Annotated in this window: 18 protein-coding genes and 1 tRNA gene; 5 read left to right on the plus strand and 14 right to left on the minus strand. The window is 62.6% G+C overall.

Annotated features, from left to right (window positions below; all coding sequences use genetic code 11):
- Positions 1-76: 76 nt before the first annotated feature.
- The 4 genes from AC0L18_RS00705 (at position 77) to dprA (ending at position 4,177) form a co-directional block, all read left to right on the plus strand.
- The gene (locus tag AC0L18_RS00705; RefSeq protein WP_473490223.1) at positions 77-1,039 is read left to right on the plus strand and encodes an aspartate carbamoyltransferase catalytic subunit; all 963 of its coding nucleotides are present in this window, start codon (positions 77-79) and stop codon (positions 1,037-1,039) included.
- Entirely contained in the window at positions 1,036-2,322 is a 1,287-nt protein-coding gene (locus AC0L18_RS00710; protein ID WP_473490224.1) for a dihydroorotase, read from the plus strand. The genes AC0L18_RS00705 and AC0L18_RS00710 overlap by 4 nt, the downstream gene beginning before the upstream one ends.
- 146 nt (positions 2,323-2,468) lie before the next feature.
- Entirely contained in the window at positions 2,469-3,056 is a 588-nt protein-coding gene (gene plsY, locus AC0L18_RS00715) for a glycerol-3-phosphate 1-O-acyltransferase PlsY (RefSeq protein WP_473490225.1), read from the plus strand.
- Positions 3,053-4,177 (plus strand): DNA-processing protein DprA, encoded by a 1,125-nt coding sequence (gene dprA / locus AC0L18_RS00720; RefSeq protein WP_473490226.1) that lies wholly within the window; start codon positions 3,053-3,055, stop codon positions 4,175-4,177. The genes plsY and dprA overlap by 4 nt, the downstream gene beginning before the upstream one ends.
- A 117-nt stretch (positions 4,178-4,294) precedes the next feature.
- Here the strand turns inward: dprA and AC0L18_RS00725 are convergent.
- Positions 4,295-4,370: transfer RNA gene (locus AC0L18_RS00725), tRNA-Lys, on the minus strand.
- A gap of 263 nt (positions 4,371-4,633) precedes the next feature.
- Between AC0L18_RS00725 and AC0L18_RS00730 the strand changes: the two genes are divergently transcribed.
- A complete protein-coding gene (locus AC0L18_RS00730) occupies positions 4,634-5,254 on the plus strand; it encodes a BA14K family protein (RefSeq protein ID WP_473490227.1) in 621 nt (206 codons plus the stop codon).
- Positions 5,255-5,319: 65 nt separating this feature from the next.
- Here AC0L18_RS00730 and glpK read toward each other — a convergent pair whose 3' ends face one another.
- The 13 genes from glpK to AC0L18_RS00795 form a co-directional block, all read right to left on the minus strand.
- The gene (gene glpK / locus AC0L18_RS00735) at positions 5,320-6,813 is read right to left on the minus strand and encodes a glycerol kinase GlpK (RefSeq protein ID WP_473490228.1); all 1,494 of its coding nucleotides are present in this window, start codon (positions 6,811-6,813) and stop codon (positions 5,320-5,322) included.
- Positions 6,814-6,901: 88 nt separating this feature from the next.
- On the minus strand, positions 6,902-8,626 hold the full coding sequence (locus AC0L18_RS00740; RefSeq protein WP_473490229.1) for an ABC transporter substrate-binding protein: 1,725 nt from the start codon (positions 8,624-8,626) through the stop codon (positions 6,902-6,904).
- Positions 8,627-8,698: 72 nt separating this feature from the next.
- Positions 8,699-8,980, minus strand: coding sequence for a DUF2160 domain-containing protein (locus tag AC0L18_RS00745; RefSeq protein WP_023801186.1), 282 nt, complete (start codon positions 8,978-8,980; stop codon positions 8,699-8,701).
- A 67-nt stretch (positions 8,981-9,047) separates the two neighbouring features.
- Positions 9,048-9,926 (minus strand): carbohydrate ABC transporter permease, encoded by an 879-nt coding sequence (locus tag AC0L18_RS00750; RefSeq protein ID WP_413468417.1) that lies wholly within the window; start codon positions 9,924-9,926, stop codon positions 9,048-9,050.
- 43 nt (positions 9,927-9,969) lie between these two features.
- On the minus strand, positions 9,970-10,836 hold the full coding sequence (locus tag AC0L18_RS00755) for a carbohydrate ABC transporter permease (RefSeq protein ID WP_473490230.1): 867 nt from the start codon (positions 10,834-10,836) through the stop codon (positions 9,970-9,972).
- 2 nt (positions 10,837-10,838) lie between these two features.
- The gene (locus tag AC0L18_RS00760; RefSeq protein WP_023801184.1) at positions 10,839-11,909 is read right to left on the minus strand and encodes an ABC transporter ATP-binding protein; all 1,071 of its coding nucleotides are present in this window, start codon (positions 11,907-11,909) and stop codon (positions 10,839-10,841) included.
- 12 nt (positions 11,910-11,921) lie between these two features.
- The gene (locus tag AC0L18_RS00765; RefSeq protein WP_473490231.1) at positions 11,922-13,004 is read right to left on the minus strand and encodes an ABC transporter ATP-binding protein; all 1,083 of its coding nucleotides are present in this window, start codon (positions 13,002-13,004) and stop codon (positions 11,922-11,924) included.
- A gap of 28 nt (positions 13,005-13,032) precedes the next feature.
- Positions 13,033-14,559 carry a glycerol-3-phosphate dehydrogenase gene (glpD, locus tag AC0L18_RS00770; RefSeq protein ID WP_473490232.1) on the minus strand — a complete coding sequence of 509 codons (1,527 nt, stop codon included), beginning with the start codon at positions 14,557-14,559 and terminating at the stop codon, positions 13,033-13,035.
- Between the two features lie 140 nt (positions 14,560-14,699).
- Positions 14,700-15,467, minus strand: coding sequence for a DeoR/GlpR family DNA-binding transcription regulator (locus tag AC0L18_RS00775; protein ID WP_128172387.1), 768 nt, complete (start codon positions 15,465-15,467; stop codon positions 14,700-14,702).
- Between the two features lie 127 nt (positions 15,468-15,594).
- Complete coding sequence (locus AC0L18_RS00780; protein WP_473490233.1) at positions 15,595-17,004, minus strand: pyridoxal phosphate-dependent decarboxylase family protein; 1,410 nt, start codon at positions 17,002-17,004, stop codon at positions 15,595-15,597.
- A gap of 55 nt (positions 17,005-17,059) precedes the next feature.
- Positions 17,060-17,791, minus strand: coding sequence for a proteasome-type protease (locus AC0L18_RS00785; protein WP_023801179.1), 732 nt, complete (start codon positions 17,789-17,791; stop codon positions 17,060-17,062).
- Positions 17,792-17,823: 32 nt separating this feature from the next.
- Complete coding sequence (locus AC0L18_RS00790; RefSeq protein WP_473490234.1) at positions 17,824-18,618, minus strand: transglutaminase family protein; 795 nt, start codon at positions 18,616-18,618, stop codon at positions 17,824-17,826.
- 61 nt (positions 18,619-18,679) lie between these two features.
- The gene (locus tag AC0L18_RS00795; protein ID WP_473490235.1) at positions 18,680-19,621 is read right to left on the minus strand and encodes an alpha-E domain-containing protein; all 942 of its coding nucleotides are present in this window, start codon (positions 19,619-19,621) and stop codon (positions 18,680-18,682) included.
- Between the last annotated feature and the right edge of the window lie 57 nt (positions 19,622-19,678).

Here is a 19,678-nt window from a genome sequence, read left to right on the forward strand (position 1 = left end):
ATACCGGGGAGAAAGGCCGCAATCCAAAGCTGGTGCTTGCAGCCAAAGGTCCTCCACCCTATAGCAGCGCCTTGAGATGACCGACGCTTCGTCCCTGCCACTCTACCCTCACCGCCATCTTCTGGGCATCCGCGATCTTTCCCCCGCCGACATCGAGCTTTTGCTGGACAGGGCGGACCGGTCGGTCGCGATCTCGCGGCAGTCGGAGAAGAAGGCCTCGACGCTGCGTGGCCGCACCCAGATCAATCTGTTCTACGAAGCTTCGACCCGTACCCAATCGTCGTTCGAACTGGCCGGAAAACGGCTCGGCGCCGACGTCATGAACATGTCGGTGGCCAGTTCTTCGGTGAAGAAGGGCGAGACGCTGATCGACACGGCGATGACGCTGAACGCCATGCATCCCGACATCCTGATCATCCGCCACCAGTCGGCGGGCGCCGCCGCGCTGCTCGCGCAAAAGGTCGGCTGCTCGGTGATCAATGCCGGCGACGGCGCCCATGAGCACCCGACGCAGGCGCTGCTCGACGCGCTGACCATCCGCCGCGCCAGGGGCCCGCTGTCGAAGCTGATCGTGGCGATCTGCGGCGACATCCTGCATTCGCGCGTGGCGCGTTCCAACATCATGCTGCTCAATGCGCTCGGCGCGCAGGTGCGCGTCGTGGCGCCGTCGACGCTTTTGCCCGCCGGCATCGAGAAAATGGGCGTGATCGTCACCCGTTCGATGGCCGAAGGGCTCAAGGACGCGGATGTGGTGATGATGCTGCGGCTGCAGCGCGAGCGCATGGAAGGCGCCTTCGTGCCTTCGGTGCGTGAGTATTTCCACTATTTCGGCCTCGACGCCGAGAAGCTGAAGGCGGCCAAGGACGGCGCCCTGGTCATGCATCCCGGCCCGATGAACCGCGGCGTTGAGATCGCCTCGGAAATCGCCGACGGTCCGCAGAGCGTCATCCAGGAACAGGTGGAGATGGGTGTTGCCGTGCGCATGGCGGTGATGGAAGCGCTGCTCGATCCCCGCCGCAATCGCGAACTTGCCCGATGAGCACAACGGTCTTCAGCCGGGCCCGCATCGTTGATCCGTCGCGCGGCATCGATGAGGTCGGCACTGTCATTGTCGAGGGCCGCAAGATCGTCGCAGCCGGCAAGGCAGCCTTGAACCAGGGCGCCCCGCAAGATGCTACCGTCATCGACTGCGCCGGCAAGGCAATCATTCCCGGCCTGATCGATGCGCGCGTCTTCATCGGCGAGCCGGGCGGCGAGCACCGCGAGACCATCGCCTCGGCCAGCGTGGCGGCGGCCGCCGGCGGCGTCACTTCCATCGTCATGATGCCCGACACCGAACCGGTGATCGACAACGTCGCGCTGGTCGAATTCGTGCTGCGCACCGCCAAGGATACGGCCGTCGTCAACATCTTTCCGGCGGCGGCGATCACCAAGGGGCTCGAAGGCCGCGAGATGACCGAATTCGGCCTGCTGCGCGAGGCCGGCGCGATCGCCTTCACCGACGGGCGGCACACCATAGCAAGCGCACTGGTGATGCGCCGCGCGCTGACCTATGCGCGCGATTTCGGCGGCGTGATCGCGCATGAAACCCAGGACGCTGAACTCGCTTCGTCAGGCGTCATGAACGAAGGCCTCTATGCCAGCTGGCTCGGCCTTGCCGGCATTCCGCGCGAGGCCGAGTCCATTCCGCTGGAACGCGACCTTGCGCTGGCGCGGCTGACTGGCGGCGCCTATCACGCGGCCAAGATTTCGACTGCGATGGCGGCAAACGCGGTAACGAGGGCCAAGGCCGACGGCGCCAAAGTCACGGCAGGCGTCTCGATCCACAATCTGTCGCTCAACGAGAACGATGTCGGCGAATACCGCACCTTCTTCCGGCTGACGCCGCCGCTGCGCGCCGAGGAGGACCGGCTGGCGATGATCGAGGCGGTCAAGGACGGCACCATCGACATCATCGTATCCTCGCACGACCCGCAGGACGTCGACACCAAGCGGCTGCCTTTCGCCGACGCCGCGGCCGGTGCCATCGGACTGGAAACGCTGCTCGGCGCGGCGCTGCGGCTCTACCACAATGGCGAAATGACGCTGCTCAGGTTGGTTGAGACGTTGTCCACTGCGCCGGCAAGACTGTTCGGCCTGCCCGGCGGCACGCTGAAGCCGGGTGCGGTCGCCGACCTTGCGCTGGTCGATCTCGACGAGCCATGGATCGTCAGCGAAAGCGGCATCCGTTCGCGCTCGAAAAACACCTGTTTCGAGGGCGCGCGGCTGCAGGGCAAGGTCTTGCAAACGATGGTGGCGGGCCGCACAGTGTTTTCAGCCTAATGCATGTCGCGCAAAAGCATGCCCTCGGACCTGACCCGAGGGTGCGCAGCGGTTTTGCAATTACGACATGCATAAGAGAACAACCTAAAGCGCGTCGCATGAGGCCGGTCAAACGCGACGCGCTTTAGGGCATATCCGGGGGAACAATGGCTTACGGCATCGTCTTGGCGCTGGTGTTCGGCTATCTGCTCGGCTCGATCCCGTTCGGCCTCCTGATCACCCGTGCCGCTGGCCTTGGCGACGTCCGCAACATCGGCTCCGGCAATATCGGCGCCACCAATGTGCTGCGCACCGGCAACAAGGGCCTGGCTGCCGCCACGCTGCTGCTCGACGCGCTGAAAGGCACGGCGGCGGTGCTGATCGCCGGTTACTTTGCCCCGGAGCTCGGGCTCTGGGCCGGCCTCGGCGCCTTTTTCGGCCATCTCTTCCCGGTCTGGCTCGGTTTCAAGGGCGGCAAGGGGGTCGCCACCTATCTCGGCGTGCTGATCGCTCTTGCCTGGCAGGTGGCGCTGATCTTTGCCGTCGTCTGGCTGGCCATGGCTTTCCTGTTCCGCTATTCCTCGCTGGCGGCGCTGACGGCAGCAATCGTCGTGCCGATCTCGCTCTATGTCCTCAGCACGCCCGAGATTGCCGGGCTGTTCGCGCTGATGAGCCTGATCGCCATCATAAAACACCGGGCCAACATTACCCGGCTGCTAGCCGGCACCGAGAACAAGATCGGAGCCAGGGAGTGAGCCAGCGCGCCGCCGGGACGCGGCTCAGCGACCGGCAGCGGTTGAGCTGGCTTCGTTTGATCCGCACGCCGAATGTCGGCCCCGCCACCTTTCGCGACCTGATCAACCGTTTTGGCTCGGCCGAGACGGCGTTCGAGATGCTGCCCGAGCTGATGGTTTCGGGCGGCGCCAGAAAGACCGTCCGCATCCCGACGATGGCCGAGGCCGAGGCGGAACTGGAGACCGCACGGCGCGCCGGCGCCCGCTTCGTCGGCATTGGCGAGGCCGACTATCCGCCGCTGATGAAAAGCATGGACCATCCGCCGCCGCTGCTCGCGGTCAAGGGCGAAGGCGCGGTGTTCCGGCTGCCGGCGGTCGCCATAGTCGGCGCCCGCAATGCCTCGCTGGCCGGCATCAAGATGGCGCGGACGCTCGCCGCCGAACTCGGCCGCGACGGCTTCGGCATCGTCTCCGGCCTGGCGCGCGGCATCGACACGGCAGCACATCAGGGCAGCCTTGCGTCAGGCACGATCGGTGTGCTGGCCGGCGGCCTCGACCAGCCCTACCCGCCCGAGAATGCCGCACTGTGCGACGAGATTGCCGAGCGCGGCGGCGCCATAATTTCAGAGATGCCCTTTGGCTGGCAGCCGCGCGCCCAGGATTTCCCGCGCCGCAACCGCCTTGTCGCCGGTGCGGCATTGGGGCTGGTCGTGGTCGAGGCGGCGCTGCGCTCCGGCTCGCTGATCAGCGCCAGGCTTGCCGGCGAGATGGGCCGGCTGGTCTTCGCCGTCCCCGGCTCGCCGCTCGATCCGCGCGCCGCCGGCGCCAACGCCTTGCTCAAGGACGGCGCCACCCTGGTCACCGAGGCATCGGACATTACCGGTGCGATCGCGCCGCTGGTCGGCGCACTGGCGCCAAGGACGGCGTCGTTCGAAGAGCCGCCCGACTTTTCGGCAACGCCGCCACCCGGCGAAGGCGACCGCGCCCGCGTCATCGAAGCGCTCGGCCCAACGCCGGTGGCGATCGACGAAATCATCCGCCACACCGGCCTGCATCCCGCCCAGATTTTCATGGTGCTGCTGGAACTCGACCTAGCCGGCCGGCTGGAGCGCCACGCCGGCGGCAATGTCTCGCTGGTGTGATCGAGACGATTCTTGAGAGAACCTGGCTCGACGCTGCTGGAAAACCCAAGGCGTCATGAAGCATCTCGCTTTAGACCGGGAACAGGAACGCTAACCTGTTGATTTTCAGAGAAAAAATGGTGAGCGCGCAGGGATTCGAACCCTGGACCTACTGATTAAAAGTCAGTTGCTCTACCGGCTGAGCTACGCGCTCCCGCGGGCTCAGGATGCCGCCCTCGAAATTGCGCGGAACATAGGGAGAGTGTCACGAACGGTCAACCGGAAAAAGAGGCCCCGCGAGCCGGACTTTTCGCGGTCTCATGACGCCTCGCAAACCGTCTCGACCAGATCGGAGCGGCCGTCTCGCACAAATGCCGAGACGTATTACAAATCAGCAGCTTGCTATTTTTCGCGGAACAATTGCGCAACCTGCCCGTTTTTGTCGCTACAAGGGACGACGCTATCAAGGAGAAGGCCATGAACAGGATCATGTCGGGCTTGCTGGCGACCGTGCTGTCAGCATCATTCGCTGTAGCGCAGATCGTGCCCGTCAACGCCCAGCCCATCTACGTGCCGCTGGGTCAGAACGTCTCGTCGGATGTCCAGACCGTTCAGGATGAACGGTGGAGGTGGAGGAACCGGGATTTCTCGCGTCGCGATTTCCGCCGTGATTTCCGTCGCGATTTCTCTCGCCGTGATTTCCGTCGCGATTTCTCTCGCCGTGATTTCCGTCGCGATTTCTCTCGCCGCGAGTTCCGTCGCGATTTCTCCCGCCGCGATTTCTCCCGCCGCGATTTTTCCCGCCGCGATTTTCGTCGTTTCGCCCGTAACGACGATTTCAGGTATTGGCGCGGCTATCGCGGCTATCGCTACTATCGTCCTGGCTATCGCCGCTACAACGACTTCTGGTTCCCGCTGGCGGCCTTCGCTACCGGCGCGCTGATCACCGGCGCAATCATCAACAACCAGAGCCGCCGCATCTATCGCGGCGATGCGCACGTGGAGTGGTGCTACAGCCGCTACAGATCTTACCGGGCCTACGACAACACGTTTAAGCCTTACTATGGCCCCCGCCGGCAGTGCATCTCGCCCTATTGATAACAAGGAACGGGTTGTTGAAAGAGCCTGCGCCGGTAACGGCGCAGGCTCTTTGCTGTGCGAATCTACAGCGTGCTCAGTGTCCGGCGCACAGCATGGCGCCAACCCGCCAGCTTTGCGGAACGGACCGATGCATCCATGTCCGGTCGAAACCGTCGCTCCAGCGCCCAGCTCCTGGCGAATTCCCTTGTCTTCGGCCAGACGCCCGCCTTCGAGCCGGCCAGCCATGCCGCGCCGAGCGCCGTCGTCTCCAGGATGGTCGGACGGTCGACCGGCGCATCGAGGATGTCGGCAAGCCGCTGCATCGTCCAGTCCGACGCCACCATGCCGCCATCGACCCTGAGAACGGTCTTCGCCGACGCGCCCTTCCAGTCCTTGCGCATCGCGTCGAGCAGGTCGCGCGTCTGGAACGCAACGGATTCGAGTGCGGCACGGGCAAATTCCGCCGGGCCAGAATTGCGGGTCAGCCCAAAGATGGCGCCACGCGCCTCGGCGTCCCAATGCGGCGCGCCAAGCCCGACGAAAGCCGGCACCAGATAGACTTGCTGGGTCGGGTCGGCGCTCGCCGCCAGCACGCCGCTCTGCTCGGCCTTGCCGATCACCTTGATGCCGTCGCGCAGCCATTGCACGGCAGCACCGGCGATGAAGATCGACCCTTCCAGCGCATAGGTGGTCTTGCCGTTCAGCCTGTAGGCAATGGTCGTCAACAGACGGTTCTTCGAACGCACCAGATCGCTGCCGGTGTTGAGCAGCGCGAAGCAGCCCGTGCCATAGGTCGATTTCATCATGCCCGGCTCGAAACAGGCCTGGCCGATAGTCGCCGCGTGCTGGTCGCCGGCAACACCGAGGATTTTTATCTCTGCGCCGAACAGGCTTTTCTCCGTGAACCCATAGTCGTCGGCGCAATCCTTCACCTGCGGCAGCATTTTTGCCGGTATGCCGAGAATGGCCAGGAGTTCGTCGTCCCATACATTCCTTTCGATGTTGTAGACCAGCGTGCGCGAGGCATTGGTGGCATCGGTTGCGTGCACCTTGCCGCCGGTCAGCCGCCAGATCAGAAAGCTGTCGATGGTGCCAGCCAGCAATTCGCCTTTCTCGGCGCGTTTTCTGGCGCCCTTCACCTTGTCCAGCATCCAGGCGATCTTGGTACCGGAGAAATAGGGATCGAGCAGCAGGCCGGTCTTCCTGGTGAACTTCTTCTCCAGTCCCTGCTTCTTCAATTTCTGGCACAGCGGCGCGGTGCGGCGGTCCTGCCAGACGATCGCGTTATGGATCGGCCTGCCGGTCGCCCTGTCCCAGATGACGACGGTCTCGCGCTGGTTGGTGATGCCGATTGCCGCGACATCCGATGCATCGCGGCCGGCGCTCTTCAGCGCAGCTTTCGTCGTCGCCAAAACACTCGACCAGATTTCCTCCGGATCATGCTCTACCCAGCCGGAGGCCGGATAATGCTGGGTGAATTCCTTCCGGCCGCTGCCTACGACCTTCATGTCACCGTCGAACAGGATCGCCCGGCTCGACGTCGTCCCCTGGTCGATTGCTAGGATAAAGCCAGTCATTCTCACTCCCTCGGCGCAAACAGGGGAGACGGCAAGATGCCGCCTCCCCCGATTGGTGTGATGCGGGCGCGAACGCCCGGACCGATGCTCAGTTGCTCCAGCTCTTGACCAGCTCGTCGTAGTTGATGGTCTGCGGCTTGTCCTTCTCCGGCTCGATTTTCAGCTGCGGCGCGAGATTGCCCTTGGCGACGGCATCGGCGTTCCACTCCTCGAGGGTTTTTTCCTCGGCGAGTTTCGGTCCGATGTCGCCCTGCACGCCGGCGCGCTCGAGGCGCTCAAGCACCTCTTCCTGCTCGGCACAGAGCGAGTCCATCGCCTCCTGCGGAGTTTTGGCACCCGACGAGGCGTCGCCGATCGCCTGCCACCAAAGCTGCGCCAGCTTCGGATAGTCAGGGACGTTCGTACCCGTCGGCGACCACTGGACGCGGGCCGGCGAGCGGTAGAACTCGATCAGGCCGCCGAGCTTCGGGGCGCGGTCCGTGAAGCTCTTGTGCTGGATCGTGCTCTCGCGGATCAGCGTCAGGCCGACATGGGCTTTCTTAACATCGACTGTCTTCGAGGTGACGAACTGCGCGTAGAGCCAGGCTGCCTTGGCGCGGTCGTCAGGCGTCGACTTGAGCAGCGTCCACGAACCCACGTCCTGGTAGCCGAGCTTCATCCCGTCCTTCCAGTACACGCCATGCGGCGACGGAGCGAAGCGCCATTTCGGCGTACCGTCCTCGTTCACGACGGGAAGGCCGTCCTCCACCATGTTGGCGGTGAAGGCCGTGTACATGAACATCTGCTGGGCAATTTCGCCCTGCGCCGGAACTGGCCCGGATTCCGAGAAGGTCATGCCCTGGGCAGCGGCCGGAGCGTAAGCCTTCATCCAGTCGAGATATTTCTGGATGGCATAGACCGACGCTGGACCGTTGGTGTCACCGCCGCGAGCCACGCAGGAGCCGACCGGCCGCGACTTCTCGTCGACCTTGATGCCCCATTCGTCCACCGGAAGACCATTCGGCAGCCCCTTGTCACCATTGCCGGCCATCGAAAGCCAGGCATCGGTGAAGCGCCAGCCGAGCGACGGGTCCTTCTTGCCGTAGTCCATATGGCCGTAGACTTTCTTGCCGTCGATCTCGCGGCCGGTGAAGAATTCGGCGATGTCCTCATAGGCCGACCAGTTGACGGGAACGCCGAGGTCGTAGCCGTACTTCGCCTTGAAGTCCGCCTTGTTCTTCTCGTCGTTGAACCAGTCGTAGCGGAACCAGTAAAGGTTGGCGAACTGCTGGTCGGGCAGTTGGTAAAGGTCGCCGTCCGGAGCCGTCGTGAACTTGGTGCCGATGAAGTCGGCGAGGTCGAGGTTCGGGTTGGTGACGTCCTTGCCCTCGTTCGCCATCCAGTCGGTCAGGCTGCGTGCCTGCTGGTAGCGCCAATGGGTGCCGATCAGGTCGGAGTCGTTGACATAGGCGTCGTAGATGTTTTCGCCCGACTGCATTTGCGTCTGCAGCTTTTCGACAACATCGCCTTCGCCGATCAGATCATGGGTGATCTTGATGCCGGTGATGTCGGTGAACGCCTTGGCCAGCGTCGCCGATTCATAAGAGTGCGTCGCGATGGTTTCCGAGACGACCTTGATGTCCATGCCCGCAAAGGGCTTTGCAGCATCGATGAACCACTGCATCTCGGCTTCCTGGCCGGCGCGATCGAGCGTCGACAGGTCCTTGATCTCGGCGTCGAGAAACGCCTTGGCTTCGTCCATTCCGGCATAGGCCTGGCCGGCTCCGAGGAGCAGGACCAGAGCAGTCGTTGACGTCAGAAATTGCCTTCGCATGTATTTCCTCCACTGTTCAGTTCCAAGTGCTATCTGGAGCAGCCCCCGGGGATGCTCCAACAGTTTCCCCCTCTATACGTAGCGGAACACGCCGATGGCGTAGACCACGGAGAGAGCGAGAGCCCACCACAGGTTGGGTCCGACAAGACCCAGCCAAGCGAGATGGATAAAGGCGCTGCCAAGCAGCGATAGGAAGAGACGGTCGCCCCGCGTCGTCTCGAAGCGCAAGACGCCGATGCGCGGATTGCCGCCAGGCGAGGCATATTCCCAGACCGCCATGCCGCAGAGCAGCAGGAAGATGGTGCCGAAGAAGGCGGCGGTCGGCCAGGTCCAGGCCATCCAGGAGAAGCTCATGATCAAACCCTCCCCAGGGCAAAGCCCTTGGCGATAGTGTTGCGCATGAACTCTTGCGTTCGTTTCATCACACCCTCCCCAGGGCAAAGCCCTTGGCGATATAGTTTCGCACGAACCAGATGACGAGCGCGCCCGGAAGGATGGTGAGCACGCCGGCTGCAGCGAGCACACCCCAGTCGAGGCCCGAGGCCGAGACCGTGCGCGTCATGATCGCGGCGATCGGTTTTGCCGCGGTCGTGGTCAGCGTCCGCGCGATCAGCAGCTCCACCCACGAGAACATGAAGCAGAAGAAGCAGGCCACGCCGACACCGCTCGCGATCAGCGGCATGAATATCCTGAGGAAGAAGCGCGGGAAGGAATAGCCGTCGATATAGGCGGTCTCGTCAATCTCCTTCGGCACGCCCGACATGAAGCCTTCAAGGATCCAGACCGCCAGCGGCACGTTGAACAGGCAGTGCGCCAGCGCCACGGCGATGTGCGTGTCGATCAGGCCGAAAGCCGAATAGAGCTGGAAGAACGGCAGCGCGAACACCGCCGGCGGCGCCATGCGGTTGGTCAGCAGCCAGAAAAACAGGTGCTTGTCACCGAGGAAGCGGTAGCGCGAGAAGGCATAGGCTGCCGGTAGCGCCACGGCGACGGAAATCACCGTGTTCATAACCACATAGATGATCGAGTTGATGTAGCCCCTGTACCACGACGGATCATTGAAAATGACCGCGTAATTGGCAAGCGTCGGGTTTCTCGGCCAAAGCGAGAAGGCGCCGAGGATCTCCTGGTTGGTCTTGAAGCTCATATTGACCAGCCAGTAGATCGGCAGCATCAGGAAGATGATGTAGATCGTCGGCACCAGCCACCAGAACCGTGACTCCTCGCCGCGTCGCCGCATCTTGCGGGCCAGCGCGGCGTTCGCCGTCTGCGCTTCCGCTGTAGCGGGGGTCTGCCGCATCAGCGTTCGTTCGTTGGCCGTGGTTTCGTCGAGGCGCGCCATCTCACCGCTCCTCGTCGTAGGCTGTCATGACGGTGTAGAACACCCAGGACAGGAGCATGACAATCAGGAAATAGATGATCGACATGGCCGCCGCCTCACCGAGGTTGAACTCGCCGATGGCCAGCTTCACCAGATCGATCGACAGGAAAGTGGTGGTGTTGCCGGGCCCGCCGCCGGTGACGACGAACGGTTCGGTATAGATCATGAAACTGTCCATGAAGCGCAGCAGAACCGCGATCAGCAGCACCCGGTTCATCTTCGGCAACTGGATGTAGCGGAAGATCGCCCAGCGCGACGCCCCATCGATCTTGGCAGCCTGGTAATAGGCGTCGGGGATCGAAACCAATCCTGCGTAGCAGAGCAGGACTACGAGGCTCGTCCAGTGCCAGACGTCCATGACAATGACGGTGATCCAGGCGTCGAACGGGTCGTTGACATAGTTGTAGTCGAAGCCGAGCGCCCGCAGCGAATATCCGAGCAGGCCGATGTCGACGCGGCCGAACACCTGCCAGATCGTGCCGACGACGTTCCACGGGATGAGCAGCGGCAGCGCCATCAGCACCAGGCAGACCGGAACGCCCCAGCCCTTCTTCGGCATGTTGAGCGCAATGAAGATGCCGAGTGGAATCTCGATGACCAGGATGATGGCCGAGAAGATCAGGTTGCGGCCCATCGCTTCCCAAAACCGGTCGGAATGCAGGATTTCCTCGAACCATTCCGAGCCCGCCCAGAAGAAGACGTTGTTGCCGAAAGTGTCCTGCACCGAATAATTCACGACCGTCATCAGCGGGATGATCGCCGAGAAAGCCACCAGCAACAGCACCGGCAGCACCATGAACCAGGCCTTGTTGTTCCAGGTCCTTCCCATGCTCAGCCTCCCATCTCGACGCGCCAGGAATCGGCATAGATGTTGATGCCGGCCGGGTCGAAAGCGATCTTCGGATCGGCGGGAATGTCCTCGTCCTCGCCGATAATCGCCGCGATGTCGCGGCCTTCGAAACTGGCGCGCACCACCTTGTGGCGGCCGATATCCTCAACCTTGCGGATTGAAACCGGCATGCCGCTGGCGCCAAGCCTGACATATTCGGGGCGGATGCCGAGTTCGATCGCACCGGTGATCCCGGCCTTGGGCGCGCCCGGCAATTCGATCGTCTGGCTGCCGAGCCGCGCGCTCCTGCCTTCGACCGCGACCGGCATGACGTTCATGCCCGGCGAGCCGATGAAATAGCCGACGAATGTATGCTTGGGGCGCTCGAACAGTTCGGCTGGCGAGCCGATCTGAACGATCTCGCCCTCATACATGACGACGACGTTTTCGGCGAAGGTGAGCGCCTCGGTCTGGTCGTGCGTGACATAGACCATGGTGAAGCCGAAGCGCCTGTGCAACTGCTTCAACTGCGAACGCAGCACCCATTTCATATGCGGGTCGATGACGGTCAGCGGCTCATCGAACAGGATCGCGTTGACATCGGAGCGCACCAGCCCGCGTCCGAGCGAGATCTTCTGCTTCTGGTCGGCGGTCAGCCCTCTCGCCTTTCGCTTGGCCATGTCGGCCAGACCGGTCATGTCAAGGGTTTCACGCACCTTGCGGTCGACGTCGGGTTCCGCAACGCCGCGGTTGCGCAGCGGGAAGGCCAGATTGTCGTAGACGGTCATGGTGTCGTAGATGACCGGGAACTGGAACACCTGAGCTATGTTGCGCTCCTGCGTCGACAGATTGGTGACGTCCTTGCCGTCGAACAGAAGCTCGCCGTGCGACGGATACAACAGGCCGGAAATGATGTTGAGCAGCGTGGTCTTGCCGCAGCCCGACGGCCCCAGCAGCGCATAGGCGCCGCCGTCCTCGAAGGCGTGATGCACCTCCTTCAGCGCATAGTCCTTGTCCGACTTCGGATGCGGCCCGTAGGCGTGGCGGATGTGATTGCAGTCGATGCGCGCCATGTGCCCTCCTCCTCAAGCCGCCAGCTTCTGTGGCGGCGCGGCCGAGCGGCCGTTCGCGTCGAACACCATGATGTGCCGCGGGTCGATGAACACCTCGATGGTCTGGTCCGGCTCGAACACCAGGATGCCGTGCTCAAGCATGACCCAGCGGACATCGGCGAAATCGAGATGCACGAAACTTTCAGACCCGGTGATCTCGGTGACCGAGACCTTGGCTCTCACCGCCACCGCCGACGGGCTCGGCCGGGCAAGGGAGAGATGGTGGGGCTGGAAGCCGATCGTGTAACTCGAATCGGCAATACCGACGAGTTCAGCCGGCACCGGGAGGCTCACCCCACCTTCGAGAAGGAAGCTCGAACCGCTCTTCTTCAGCACGATCGTGTTGAGCGGCGGATCGGCGAACGTCCTGGCCGTGACGAGGTCGTTCGGCCTGCGGAAGACGTCGATCGTCGGGCCGAACTGGGTGATGCGGCCTTCGGAAAGCGTCGCCGTGTTGCCGCCGAGCAGCAAGGCTTCGTGCGGCTCGGTCGTGGCGTAGACGAAGATGGTGCCGGTTGCCGCAAAAATCTTCGGCAATTCCGCGCGCAACTCCTCGCGCAGCTTGTAGTCGAGGTTGGCGAGCGGCTCGTCGAGCAGCACGAGGCTGGCGTTCTTGACGATGGCGCGCGCCAGCGCGGTGCGCTGCTGCTGACCGCCGGAGAGGCTGAGCGGCGTGCGGTCGAGAAAGGGCGTCAGCTTGAGAAGGGCTGCGGCATTGCGCACCTCCTTGTCGATCTTTGCCCGCTCGGCACCGGCCACCCTCAGCGGCGAGGCGATATTCTCGTAAACGGTCATCGCCGGATAGTTGATGAACTGCTGGTAGACCATGGCGACGTTGCGCCTCTGCACCGGGATGCCGGTGACATCCTTGCCATCGAACCAGACCGAGCCGGATGTCGGCACGTCAAGGCCGGCCATCAGCCGCATCAGGCTGGTCTTGCCGGAAAGCGTCGGACCGAGCAGGACGTTGAGCGAGCCATGCTGAAGCGTCAGCGACACGTCGCGTATGTGCTCCGCCGCGCCGACCGTCTTCGACACGTTTCTCAGTTCCAGCATGATGCCTCCTCCTAGGCTTTCTGCATGACTATTCGGCAGCCGCGACATGGCGCCGGCTTATCCCGCGCATGAATTCGTCGAGCGCTGCCGCCTGCTCGCGGCTCAGTTGCAGGCCGCGCTTGGTCCTGCGCCACAATACATCTTCGGCCGTCATCGCCCATTCATTTTGAACGAGGTAGCGCACCTCGGCCTCGTAGAGATCGGCGCCAAAGTTGCGGCCAAGGTCGGCATTCGACCTGGCGAGGCCCAGCAGCATCCTTGCGCGAGTGCCGTAAAGCCGGGTCAGGCGGCGCGCCAGACGCGCATCGAGGAACGGATAGGCCGTCTTCAGTTTCGCCACTTCGGCGTCGAAGCCGCGCGCCGGGAAATCGCCGCCCGGCAGCGGCGCGTTTGCCGTCCACGGCCTGCCGCGCTTGCCGAGAAAACCCTCGATTTTCTCGAGCATCGATTCCGACAGCCGCCGATAGGTGGTGATCTTGCCGCCGAAGGTGTTGACGATCGGCGCCCTGCCTTCGCCGCCGTCGGTCTTCAGCACATAATCGCGGGTCGCTTCCTGCGCCTTCGAGGCGCCGTCGTCATAAAGCGGGCGCACGGCGGAATAAGTCCAGACGATGTCCGAACGCTTGACCGGTTGCGCGAAATATTCGCTCGCCGCAGCACAGAGGTAGTCGGTCTCGGCGTCGCTGATCTTCACGTCATGCGGGTCGCCGGAAAAGTCCTGGTCGGTGGTGCCGATCAGCGTGAACTCTTCCTCGTAGGGGATGGCAAAGATGATGCGGCCATCCTTGTTCTGAAAGAAATAGGCGCGCGGATCGTCGAATTTCTTGCTGATAACGATATGGCTGCCCTGTACCAGCCGGACATTGTGCACGTCGTTCAAGCCGACCGTAGCCGACAGCACGTGGTCGACCCATGGGCCGGCGGCGTTGACCAAAAGCCGCGCCTTGACCTCCTCGGTGTCGCCGGTCTGCGTGTTTTGCAGCCTGACCGTCCAGAACTCGCCTTCACGGCGTGCGTCGACGACTTTCGTGCGGGTTCGGATCGTTGCGCCGCGATCGGCGGCGTCGCGGGCGTTCAACGCCACCAGCCGCGCATCGTTGACCCAGCCGTCGGAATATTCGAAGGCCCTGCGAAACAACGGCTTCAGCGGCTTGCCGGCTGGGTCGTTTGCCATGTCCAGCGTCTTGGTCGCCGGCAGCAATTTGCGCCCGCCAATGTGGTCGTAGAGGAAAAGGCCGAGCCTGATCAGCCAGGCCGGGCGCAGGCCCTTGGCATAGGGCAGCACGAAGCGCATCGGCCAGATGATGTGCGGCGCGTTCTTCCAGAGGATCTCGCGCTCCATCAGCGCCTCGCGCACCAGGCGGAACTCATAGAACTCCAGATAGCGCAAGCCGCCATGGATCAGTTTGGTCGAGCCCGAGGACGTGCCGCTGGCCAGATCGTTCATCTCGGCAAGAAAAACCGAGAAGCCGCGCCCAACGGCATCGCGGGCAATGCCGCAGCCGTTGATACCGCCACCGATGACGAAGATGTCATGGATCGGGGATGCGCTCACAAAAAGTCCTCCCGGATTTCGCATTGCAGCATTTTTAGGTTTTTACGAAACCTTGTCGGGATTATTTCGAAATAGGAACGAATGTCAAACGAAATATAAACAGCAGGAGTTGCCGCAACGGCACCGTCAACGGTCCCCATCTAGGAGAGCGAGGTTTCGATCAGTTGAACCTCTGCTTCCTGGCAGATCTTGCGCACCGACGGGATGTCGCAGCGGTCGGTGATGAAAGTGTTGACCTGCGACAGGTGGCCGATGCGAACCGGCGCCGTCCGCTCGAACTTGGTCTGGTCGGAAACGAGGATGACATGCCGGGCATTGGCGATGATCGCCTGCGCCACCTTCACCTCGCGAAAATCGAAATCGAGCAACGCACCGTCATGGTCGATCGCCGAGGCGCCGATCACCGCATAGTCGACTTTGAACTGCCTGATGAAATCGACCGCCGCTTCGCCGACCACACCGCCGTCCGAACCGCGCACGACGCCGCCGGCAATAACAACTTCGATGGAAGGATATATACGCATCCTGTTGGCAACATTGATATTATTGGTGATGACCATCAGGCCGGCATGATCGAGAAGCGCCTTGCTGACCGACTCCGTCGTGGTGCCGATATTGATGAACAGCGAGGCGTTGTCCGGGATCAGCCTGGCTGCGGCGCGGCCGATCGCCTCCTTCTCGTCGGCGGCGATCTTGCGCCTCGCCTCATATTCCATGTTCTCGATGCCGGACGGGAACAGCGCCCCGCCATGGATACGGGAAAGCAGGCGCTGGTCGCACAGATCGTTGAGGTCCTTGCGGATGGTCTGCGGCGTCACGTTGAAATGCGTTGCCAGATCCTCGACCAGCACGCGGCCATTGTCCTTCGCCATCTGGATGATCTCGGAATGACGCGGCGACAGATACATCGGTGACCTCCCGTTTTCGTTTTCCTTGTCTATAGCGAAAAACGAAAGCGGTGAAAAGGCATGGGGCGGCTAACGAAAAACGCATACGTCCAAAAACAAACCTCGACGCAACTTTGCCGACCAATTTTCAGGCCAGCCGGCGGGCGATTTCGGTGATGACCCCGAATGCGGTGTCGACATCCGCCGCCGTCGTCTCGAACTGACCAACCTGAAAGCGGATCGCGACCTGCCCGTCCACCCGTGTCTGCGTCAGGTAGATGCGGCCATCGTCGTTGATCGCGTTGACCAGCCGCAGGTTGTGTTCGTCCGAATCGATGCCGGCCGCCAAATGCCGGAACGAGAACAGCGACAGCATCGGCTCCGAGACGATCTCGAAATCCGGTTCCCTGGCCAGCCGCTCGGCCAGCCCTTCGCTCCAGGCGACATGGTTGCGGATCATGGTCCGCAGATTTTCCAGCCCGTGGGCGCGCAGCAGGAACCAGAGTTTCAGTGCGCGAAAGCGCCGCCCGAGCGGCACCGACCATTCGGAATAGTTGATGATGCCGTCGCGCCCATGCGTCTCCAGGTAGTCCGGTTTGATGGCCAGCGTCCGCACCAGGTCTTCCGGCCGGCGGATGAACTGGATCGAGCAGTCGAACTGCGCGCCCAGCCATTTGTGCGGGTTGAAGACGATGGAATCCGCCTGCTCCACGCCCGCCCAGAAATGCCGGTATTCCGGACAGATCATCGCCGATCCGGCCCAGGCGGCATCGACATGCAGATAGAGGCCGTGCCGTTTCGCCACCGCGGCGACGCCGGCGATATCATCGGTGCCGCCAGTGCTGGTGCCGCCGACGCAGGCGATGATGCCGGCCGGCAGCATGCCCGCCTGCCGGTCGGCGACGACAGCCGCTTCGAGAGCTGCGACATCCATGGCGCGGAAGCGGCCGCCAACCGGAATGCGCACGAGATTGTCCTCGCCGACGCCCGACACCCAGATCGCCCGGTCGATGGAGGTGTGGACCTGATCGGAAGAATAGACGCGCAATACCGGCTGGCCTTGCAGGCCCTTCTTGTTGCCCTGCCAGTCGAGCGCGCGCTCGCGCATGGTCAGCACGGCGGCAAGCGTCGCCGACGATGCCGAATCCTGCATGACGCCGGAAAACCCATCCGGCAGGCCGAGCGCCTGACGCATCCAGTCGACGACGCACGTCTCGAGTTCGGTCGCTGCCGGCGAAGTTTGCCAGAGCATGCATTGCGCGGCCATAACCGAGACCAGATATTCGGCCACCACCGAGACCGGTGCGGCATTGGCCGGGAAATAGGCGAAGAAGCGCGGATGCTGCCAATGCGTCATGCCGGGCAGGATTTTGCGCTCGAAGTCGGCGAAGATTGCCTGCATCGTTTCGCCATGTTCCGGCGGCGAGACGTCGATGCTTCTGGAGATTTCGCCCGGCTCGACGAGCGGCCGCACCGGTCTTTCGCGAAGTGTGCTCCTGTAGTCGGCACCCCATTCGGCCGCGCGCAGCGACCATTCCCGGAATTCGTTGCTATTCATCTTGCTCTCCGTCAGATCGAGCCCAGCGATCAAAGAGCACGAAAAACGGAGGCTTTCACTCGGGAAAGTCAGGCAGGCTGGCAAAAGCAGCCTTCAGTGCATTCGACCAGCCGTCCGAGATCGTCCGATAATATTGGTCGTCCTGGGCGATCCGCTTCTTCAGGCTGACCTTGAAGGCGTCCTTTTCGTAGAACAGCAGGTCGAGCGGCAGACCGACCGACAGGTTCGATTTCAGCGTCGAGTCGAACGACACCAGCAGCAGTTTCACCGTCTCGGCGAAACTCATCGCCTTCTCATAGGCGCGGATGATGATCGGCTTGCCATATTTGGTTTCGCCGATCTGGAAGAACGGCGTGTCTTCGGTCGATTCGATGAAATTGCCTTCCGGATAGATCATGAACAGCCGCGGCGCGCTGCCCTTGATCTGGCCGCCGAGGATGAAGGAGGCATTGAAGTAGGAATCGGCCTTTTCGCCCGCCGGCGACGAACTGGCGATGACTTCCTTGACGGTGTCGCCGACCAACCGCACCGTCTGGTACATCGACGGCGTTTCAAGCAGCGTGGCGTGGCGATCGGCCACCGCCTTGGTGCGCTCGTCGAGCAGGCTGACGACAGCTTGCGTCGTCGCCAGATTGCCGGCCGACATCAGCACGATGACGCGCTCGCCCGGCTGCTCCCAGACATGCATCTTCTTGAAGGTAGAGATCGAATCCATGCCGGCATTGGTGCGCGTGTCCGACATGAACACGAGCCCGCGATCGATCTTCAAGCCGACGCAATAGGTCATCGAATCCCTTTGGCAGCAAATCTTGCCGGGGATTACTGCTCCACGGTGACGGTCACCGCAAGCTGTTCTTCCGCTTGTCCCAGTCGAATTCCTGATACGGGCGTGGCATCGCGGTAATCACGGCCGGTTGCCACCTTCACATAGCGTTCGTCGGGCGAAATGCCGTTGGCGACGTCGAACGCGACCCAGCCAAGGCCCGCAACATGCGCTTCGGCCCAGGCATGGCTCGCCGCCTGCTCGACCGCCGCATCCATCATCAAATAGCCGCTGACGTAGCGGGCCGGAAACCCCATGGCCCGCGCGGCGGCGGCAAAGATGTGGCTGTGGTCCTGGCAGACGCCGGTCTTGAGCGCCAGCGCGTCCTCGGCCGGGGTCGCCGCGTTGGTGGTGCCCGGCGTATAGGCGACGCGCTCGCCGATCGCCGCCATCAGCCGGTGCAACCTTTCGATATCGGCCCCCTCGCCGACCGAGGCCGCGAGTTCGCGAATACCGCCGCCTATCGTGGTTAACGGCGTTTCCTGGCCAAACAACCACAGCGGCGCGAAACCCTGATGTGGCCCGCTGACGCCTGATGTGTCGCGTGTCACCACCTCGCCCGAAGCCTCGACGGTGATGAAGTCGCGCTCACCTTCGACGCTCAAAAGCCGCGTGTCGTTGCCGAAATGGTCGGTGAAGCGCACCTCTTCGCGCGCCCCTTCGATCTTCAGCGCCCAGGACAAGACGGTCTGTGTCGGACCGCTGACTGGAAGCAGCCGCAGCCGCTGCAACAGATAGTGCACCGGCGCATCGTAGCGGTATTCGGTCCGGTGAGTGATCTTCAGCCGCATTGCTCTCGTCCCCAGAGCATGATCTTTTCCGAAAACCGGCTTCCACTTTCCGGGATCATGCTCAATAAAACCTGTAGTCCTGCGCGATCTCGTCGCCGAGCCTGATGTTGTCGCGGATGAAATTGGCCAGGAATTCATGCAGGCCGGCGTCGAATATGTCCTTGATCGAGCCGGCGGCCAGCATGGCCTGGGTCTTGCCGGCTGTCACATGACAGGCATGGCGCTCACCATAATCATCACCCAGGAATCTGAGATGCTCCGTCAGGAAACGGTAGCAGAAGGTCAGTGAGCGCGGCATGCGAACGTTGAGGATCAGATAGTCGGCAATGTTGGTCGGCTTGTAGTCGGCCTCGTAGACCCAGCGATAGGAGCGATGCGCCGACACCGAGCGCAGGATCGATTCCCACTGGTAATTATCGAGCGTGGAGCCGACCCACGAGATCGACGGCAACAGCACGTAGTATTTCACGTCCAGGATGCGCGCCGTGTTGTCGGCGCGTTCGACATAGGTGCCGAGCTGCGAGAAATCGAAGATCTCGTTGCGCAGCATGGTACCGTAGAACGAGCCGCGGATCAGCGCCGTTTCGCGCTTGATCGCGTCGAGCACGCTGGGTAGGTCGCGTTCGTCGATCGGCTTGGCCAGCATGCGCTTCAGCGACATCCAGGCTTCGTTGATGCTTTCCCAGGTCTCGCGCGTCAATGCGGTGCGCACCATGCGGGCATTGTTACGGGCCGTTTCGATCGACGTCATCGTGCTCGACGGGTTGGATGTGTCGCGCAGCAGGAAATCGGCAACGTTGGCGGCGGTATAGTTTTGATATTTCTGCGTGAAGGCAGCGTCCGAACCGGCACTGAGCAGCACCGAATTCCACTCTTCGGAAGCGTTCTGGGTTCGGGTCAGCGCCATGCGCAGCCCGGCATCGACCAGCCGCGCCATGTTTTCCGCCCGCTCGATGTAGCGGTTCATCCAGTAGAGCCCGTTGGCGGTGCGGCCGAGAAGCATTCTACGCGGTCCTTCGGACGGTGAACGGTGAATGGTGAATGGTGAATGGCCAAATTT

It is taken from the genome of Mesorhizobium sp. WSM4819 (genome assembly GCF_055811215.1).